This is a genomic window from Clostridium senegalense (assembly GCF_018916625.1).
GTDB classification, from domain to species: Bacteria; Bacillota; Clostridia; order Clostridiales; family Clostridiaceae; genus Clostridium_J; species Clostridium_J senegalense.
In genome coordinates this window covers 1-4886 of record NZ_JAHLNC010000024.1, presented here as the reverse complement: position 1 = coordinate 4886, position 4886 = coordinate 1, and the positions used below count along the sequence as shown (strand labels likewise).

Sequence of the window (4886 nt, the reverse complement as noted above, 5' to 3'; positions counted from 1 at the left end):
AATATTCCGCGATAGCTCAACGGTGGAGCACTCGGCTGTTAACCGATAGGTTGAAGGTTCGAATCCTTTTCGCGGAGCCATTTTGGAAACATAGAAGTAGAATATCTACTTCTTTTTTTATTTAATTAGAATAATTTATACAAAAAGAGGAAAACTAATAAATATATGTTTACAATATGTCTATTGCAATATATAATTAAATAAGAATTTAATATTATGCGATGAAGGAGAAAAGTAATCATCAAATATTTTATAGAGAGCTAAGGAGGGTGGAAACTTAGTAAATTTCGATGATGAAAAGAAGCTCTAGAGCTATAAGCCGAAAATCATTTTTTATGGAGTAAGCTTGTGGGATTCTTCCCTTATAAAGATTGAGAGGACTAAATTTAAAGTTTAGTCAATCTAGGTGGTAACGCGGAATATAACCTTTCGTCCTATAATTTTAGGATGAAAGGTTTTTTATTTTAAATTTTAATAAATAAATGAAAGGATGAATAATATGAATTTACAATCATTAGCAAATGCTATTTTCCCTGATATTGATAAGAATCCACAATTTTATATTGACAAATATCCAAAAAGGAACTTAAAAGAAGGAGCTAAAGTTACAAGATATGCACCAAGTCCAACAGGATTTCAACATATAGGTGGTGTATTTTCAGCATTAATAGATGAAAGAATAGCAACGCAAAGCGAAGGAGTATTCTTTTTAAGAATAGAAGATACAGATCAGAAAAGAGAAGTAAAAGGTGCTATAGAGGATACAATAAAAACAATGCATAAATTTGGACTTGATTTTACTGAAGGTATGACAGGTGATACTACATCTAAGGGGGAATACGGTCCATATAGACAAAGCGAAAGAGGTGAGATATACAAGACTTTTGCTAAAGATTTAATAGCTAAGGGTCTTGCATATCCATGTTTTTGTACATCAGAGGACTTAGAAAAATTAAGAGAAAAGCAAATATCAGAAAAATTAACTCCTGGTTATTATGGTGAATATGCTAGTTGCAGAAATTTATCAGCAGAAGAGGCTTTAGAAAAAATAAATAATGGTGAACGATACATAATAAGATTAAAATCACCAGGCAATTCAGAAAAAAGAGTAGAGTTTCACGATTTAATAAAGGGAGATATATCATTCCCAGAAAATAATCAAGATATTGTTATAATAAAATCAGATGGACTTCCGACATATCATTTTGCGCATGCAATAGATGATGCATTAATGGGAACTACTACAGTAATAAGAGGAGAGGAGTGGCTTTCATCACTTCCTATACATGTACAATTATTTGATGTTCTTAAATTTAAAAAACCAGAATATGCACATACTCCAACTATTATGAAACAAGATGGAGGATCTAAAAGAAAACTTTCTAAAAGAAAAGATGCAGAAAGTGCAGTAAGTTATTATGATGAAGAAGGATATCCGATGATATCAGTTATTGAATATTTATTAAATATAATAAATTCAACATTTGAAGAGTGGAGAGAAGAAAATCCATTTGCAGATTATCATGAGTTTAAAGTATCTTTAGATAAAATGAGTAAAAGTGGAGCTTTATTTGATATAGTAAAACTAAATGATGTAAGTAAAAATGTTATATGCAGATTAAAAGCAGATGTTGTTTATGATTATTATACAAATTGGGCTAAAGAATATAATAAAGAAATGTATGAATTAGTTACTTCAAATGAAAATATGTGTAAAGAAGTATTTAATATAGATAAAGAAGGACCTAAACCTAGAAAAGATTTCGCTAAATGGAATGACGTTAAAGAAAAAATATTCTTTTTCTTTGATGAATTATTTAATAATGATGGAATTGATAATATAGAACTTCCAAAAAAAATAGAATTAGTTGAAGCACAAAGGATTATAGAGGCTTATTCAAAAGCATATAATTTTAATACTGATAAGGATACGTGGTTTGAAGAATTAAAGTCTGTAGCAGTTGAATTAGGTTATGCTACAGATAGAAAAGCATTTAAAAAAGATCCTGAAGCTTATAAAGGTATGGTTTCAGATGTAGCAGGATCAGTTAGATCTGCATTAACTCATAGAGCTAATACTCCAGATCTTTATACTATAATGCAAATAATGGGAGAAGAAAAAGTAAGAGAAAGATTTAATAAATTTATATCTCTTTAATAAAAAGCACTAGCAAATTAAACTTTGCTAGTGCTATTTATTTATTTATTTAATTTAAATGAGCTTTTTAATGAAACTATTCTATTAAATACAAGCTTATCTTCAGAAGTTAATTTCGGATCAACATTAAAGTATCCATGTCTAAATAGTTGATATTTATCATGCGCTTTAGAATTTTTAAAACTTGGCTCAATAAATCCATTTAAAACTTCTAATGAATTAGGATTTATTTGTTCTAAGAAATGTTTTTCCTCTTCTGTTTCATTATCAAGAATTAAAGGATCATATAGTCTGAATTCAGCAGGAATTGCAGCTGTAGCATCAACCCAATGGATTGTTCCTTTTACTTTTCTTCCTGTAAATCCACTGCCACTTTTAGTTTCAGGATCATAAGTACAGCGAATTTCTGTTACATTACCATCAGCATCTTTTATAACTTCATTACATTTAACAAAGTATGCTCCTTTTAGTCTTACTTCATTTCCAGGGAATAATCTAAAGTATTTTTTAGGAGGATTCTCCATAAAGTCTTCTTGTTCAATATATAATTCTCTAGAAAATGGCACTTGTCTTACCCCTGCATTTTCATTATCAGGATTATTTTCTATAGGTAGCATTTCTACTTGGCCTTCTGGATAGTTAGTTATAATTAATTTTAATGGTTTTAAAACTGCCATTGCTCTTGGTGCTTTAGAATGTAAATCTTCTCTTATAAAATATTCAAGCATTTGACTATCTACAGTTGAAGCAGCTTTAGCAACTCCAATGGCTCTACAGAAGTTTCTTATAGATTCAGGAGTATATCCTCTTCTTCTTAAACCAGCTATAGTTGGCATTCTAGGATCATCCCATCCATCAACAACATTTTCATCAACTAACATTTTTAATTTTCTCTTACTCATAACAGTATTAGTTATATTTAATCTTGCAAATTCAATTTGTTGAGGTTTCGCTAGCATTTCACATTCATTTACAACCCAATCATATAAAGGTCTATGATCTTCAAATTCTAAAGTACAAATTGAATGAGTAATTCCTTCTATAGCATCTTCTAATGGATGAGCATAGTCGTACATTGGATATATACACCACTTATCTCCAGTATTATGATGTGTTGAATGAGCAATTCTGTATATTATAGGATCCCTCATATTTATGTTCGGAGATGCCATATCTATTTTAGCTCTTAAAACTTTTTCCCCATCTTTAAACTCACCATTTCTCATTTTTTCAAATAAATCTAAATTTTCTTCTATAGATCTATTTCTATATGGACTTTCTTTTCCTGGTGATGTTAGAGTACCTCTATACTCTCTCATTTCATCTGGTGTTAAGTCACAAACATATGCTTTACCTTTTTTTATTAATAAAATAGCTCTATCATACATTTCTTCAAAATAGTCAGATGCAAAATATAAATTATCCCAATCAAAACCTAACCATTGAACATCCTCTTTTATAGATTCAACATATTCAGTATCTTCTTTAGTAGGATTAGTATCATCAAATCTTAAATTTGTTTTTCCCTTAAACTCGTCGGCTAATTCGAAGTTTAAAACTATAGATTTAGCGTGGCCTATATGTAAGTAACCGTTAGGTTCAGGTGGAAAACGAGTTAAAATAGAATCATGTTTACCACTTTTTAAGTCGTCGATTACTATATTTTTTATAAAGTTAGATGAATTAATTTCTTTAGTCATAATACACATACCTTTCTTAAAAAAAATTTTATGAATACAATATTACATTACTATATTAATTGTTATTATAAACCATTATAAAAATTAGAAGACTAAAATAATAGTATAGTTAAAGTATAATATTTAATTAAAATGTGAAATTATTTATTAATTTACATTTTATATAGTATTTATATACTATTTTAAACTAATAATAGGAAAAAATAAAGTCAATATGGGAATACAACATCAATCCTAATATATAGAGTAATTTTTGTTATAAAAATTATGAATTTAAGAGCTTATTAAATTAAGGATCATGAGAAATTTTAATAACTATATATAAATATATATTATAGTTATAGTTGTCATTAAAAATATTTAAGTGAATAATTATTTTTGAATTATATATAGATTATAGGAGAAATATTTAAATTAAAAATTTATAAATTTTTAATTTAAATATTTGAAACTTATATATAGAATCTTATTATTAAGATAGACAGTTAGTTTCGTACATATACAATTAAATAGAAATTGCATAAAATCATATTTAGAAACACAAACTTAACCGTGTGTGTCAATAGATGAAATTTAAAAGAAAAATGTAGTATTTAAAAGAAAAATAGGAATAATTTAATTAAACAAGGTAAATAATAATAAATGTGGCTTAAAAAGTTTAATATAATAAATCTTGTCGCTGAGGGGCAACGCCGAAAAGGTAAGCATCCTAAAGCGAAAAAGTTTTTCAAAACAACTTAAAAAAAGTTGTTGACAAGGGAAAAACAAGATGATAAACTAATTAAGCAGTCGGGAAACGACGGCAAATAAGTTAAAAATTGGTCTTTGAAAATTAAACAGATAAATATAGGTAAAACCAGTTAATTCATTTGAGAATCTATTTTGTAGATGCTCACATCGAAAGATGTAAAAAAATTGACTATTATAGTCAGCAAATTGCTTGAAGCAGTTCAAACTTTTAAATTGAGAGTTTGATCCTGGCTCAGGACGAACGCTGGCGGCGTGCCTAACACATGCAAGTCGAGCGA

The 4886-nt window shown here is 28.1% G+C and carries 2 protein-coding genes, 1 tRNA gene, 1 rRNA gene and 1 other annotated feature; of the genes, 3 read left to right on the top strand and 1 reads right to left on the bottom strand.

Annotated elements, in window-relative coordinates; genetic code table 11:
* Window positions 1–5: 5 nt before the first annotated feature.
* Window positions 6–80, top strand: a tRNA-Asn gene (locus KQI36_RS17475).
* A 132-nt stretch (window positions 81–212) separates the two neighbouring features.
* Window positions 213–440 (top strand) — a binding site (T-box leader).
* Window positions 441–499: 59 nt separating this feature from the next.
* A complete protein-coding gene (gene gltX / locus KQI36_RS17470; RefSeq protein ID WP_216452003.1) occupies window positions 500–2158 on the top strand; it encodes a glutamate--tRNA ligase in 1659 nt (552 codons plus the stop codon).
* Between the two features lie 41 nt (window positions 2159–2199).
* On the opposite strand, the gene KQI36_RS17465 is transcribed toward gltX, so the two are convergent.
* Window positions 2200–3858, bottom strand: a complete 1659-nt coding sequence (locus KQI36_RS17465) for a glutamine--tRNA ligase/YqeY domain fusion protein (protein WP_216452002.1) — start codon at window positions 3856–3858, stop codon at window positions 2200–2202.
* Between the two features lie 959 nt (window positions 3859–4817).
* Here KQI36_RS17465 and KQI36_RS17460 point away from each other — a divergent pair.
* Window positions 4818–4886 (top strand): 16S ribosomal RNA (locus KQI36_RS17460); the annotation flags it as partial.

Coding starts and splice junctions, on each gene's coding strand:
- gltX (WP_216452003.1), top strand. CDS start 500: ATGAATTTACAATCATTAGCAAATGCTATTTTCCCTGATATTGATAAG.
- KQI36_RS17465 (WP_216452002.1), bottom strand. CDS start 3,858: ATGACTAAAGAAATTAATTCATCTAACTTTATAAAAAATATAGTAATC.